Consider the following 2,356-nt stretch of genomic DNA (forward strand, 5'->3'; position numbering starts at 1 on the left):
TGAATTACTGCAGCAGCACGACTTTTGGTGCGATGTATTGGGTGATATAAAATGAGGGGATTCATGAGGTATGGAGTAAGACTCGTTTGAATAACATTTTATCATCAAGAAAATCTATTCACATAAGCATGTTGTCCAATATCTCAGGGACAAAGGGGGCATTTGGGGCAGGCGCGTCACTACTAGGTTATAGCTGTCCCCACCCTTTGCAATTAAGGTGGGGCATTTGGGACTTATTGGATACCATATTCACCAATAAAAATATATTTCATCATAATAATTCCTTTAAATTGGGTATAGGATTAAAGCTAAATGAAGGCATGGTGGTCGGATTTTTCTCTTAGTCCTGATTTACGTCCAGTCTCTTTGGTTGCTTATCTTTGGCATTCTTTTGTGAATACCCTGACTTTTGACCATTAAGGTATTTCAATATGTATAACCGGAACGTATTGTAAGTTGCAGTGAAGCTTCCCTCGTCTCTCAGCGTTTCCCATATGACGGTCATCGACCATCCTTTTTCCAAGGCTTCGGATATGTCTTCGCGCATAGCTAGAAACTCCACTTTATTTTTTCTGGCGTTCGTTTTTTGTTGGTTCTGTTTAGAAGTAATTATGTTTTCAGTTAAGGATTTTTTCATGATTTAAACTCCATATTACTGGTTATTCAATCCTTTGAGTTTTATCGTTTATTTCTATTTATTTTCGACCTTTTAAGCCCTTTTTGGTAACTTTTGGTAATTTATTATTTATTTTTAATTATTCATGATTATTTCCGTTACTAATTGTTATATAACGAACAATAACGAATAATTACCCAAAGACGGTTCCAAAATAAATTTCAAAATGCAGGGCAAAATGCAGGGCAAGATAGGTGAAGTATGATAACCAGCGAGCTGGTTATCATACTTCACTAACCTTATTCGCACCTTCGGTGCTCAACGTAAAAACCGATGGTATAGGCAATTTTATTCACCTCCCCAAATCTTACCGGTAAAAACATACAGTCTTGGTGTGCCAACTCCTTTGATTCTTGGCTTGTGTGAGGCTTTGCCATCCGAAGCGGGTTTCAACCAGCCCGCTTGTAATAAAACCCTTGTCACAGTGCGTTGATCAAAGCCTTTGCATAGTTCGTTTTTGTATGTTTCGGTTAACACCATGTAGATTCGAAAACCTTCGCTATCTGTATGATAAAATCCTGCTCGGTTGAGGATCTTGTCATTGTTGGGTGAATTGGCATTATCAAATCTACTGGCACCGTGAGATTCAAAGAATGCACGCACCTGCGCCATAAACGGCAATAAGATTGTGGGTTTCCCCAAACTGAAGCAGCTAGACTCAATGCGGTGCTTTTTCCAGATGAGGATGCGCCTCTGAAATGAAAACCGCCTGAGTCTTCGCCAACAATCTTTGACAGAACCGGAGCGAGGGCTACAGAGATGGCAAACACCAGTCTTGTGTTGCCTGATGCCAGCCAGCCTATTGAATCTCGCCATTCTTCCACACTGCCCTTAGCGGACATTGCCGGTTCAATGGCATTGGTATTCTGAAATACAATCTTCTCTGTTGATTGTCCGATACACTGGGAAGCTGTTACAAAGACATCGCCATGCCAACCGAGTTTATCAACACATCGTGCACGCTCGTCTACCGGAAAGACCTGTAAATAGGAGGCTAGCAAATCGCGAGCAGTCTTATTGGGAGAAATGCTCAATCCTAATCTTGCCAGCTCTCGCCTCACATCGGAGGCATCACCTTGCAATAAAGCCAATGGCATCACCCACTGATGAGTTACCCCATCATCATCCTGCCATTCTAGCAAACGACCCCATTCACCACTCTGGGCATCTCGGGTTTTGGCAACGACATGCAATGGTGCACATATCCACCTAGGTGGTAAAGGAGTTCCATCCTTATCAATACCGATAAAAGTTAGCCCCTCATTAGTTAACCGAAAGCGACCACCGGCATAGTCGCATACAATTGGACGCTGCTTTAGTGTATTGGCTAATTCAATAACATGATTTTGTGACATACATTATTCTCCAAACAACAGTCAACCATCGGAATGAATCCAATTCATTCTGACGAATTTTAAATTTATGCGTTCTCAACGAGCTGTAACTGACCTTCGTCACTGGTTGAGTAATAAATTTTTTGTTGTTGGAGAAAATTCACCACATCCTTCCATGGCATTAATTGCTGATATAAAATAGCCACAATTTCCAAGTCTCTTGAGAAAGATATGCCAAAAGCCATCCATGAAAAATTAATTAACTTGAGCAAAGAAGCGCTTATTGAGATCATCATTAATATTGCCAATGAAAACAAGGAAACAGAAAAACTTGTTTCAACCTTTT

Annotated in this window: 1 protein-coding gene and 2 pseudogenes; all 3 read right to left on the reverse strand. The window is 40.7% G+C overall.

From position 1 onward, the window contains the following. Positions 1–271: 271 nt before the first annotated feature. The 3 genes and pseudogenes from ACQY7T_RS09270 to ACQY7T_RS09280 all read right to left on the reverse strand — a co-directional run bounded on the left by ACQY7T_RS09270 (position 272) and on the right by ACQY7T_RS09280 (position 2,327). A pseudogene (locus ACQY7T_RS09270) lies at positions 272–637 on the reverse strand (TraK family protein). Positions 638–964: 327 nt separating this feature from the next. Further along, a pseudogene (locus ACQY7T_RS09275) lies at positions 965–2,031 on the reverse strand (DUF927 domain-containing protein). Positions 2,032–2,096: 65 nt separating this feature from the next. Next, positions 2,097–2,327: a hypothetical protein gene (locus ACQY7T_RS09280; protein WP_428412896.1), complete on the reverse strand. Its 231-nt coding sequence runs from the start codon at positions 2,325–2,327 to the stop codon at positions 2,097–2,099. Between the last annotated feature and the right edge of the window lie 29 nt (positions 2,328–2,356).

Source organism: Legionella sp. (assembly GCF_965140895.1).
Lineage (GTDB): Bacteria > Pseudomonadota > Gammaproteobacteria > Legionellales > Legionellaceae > Legionella.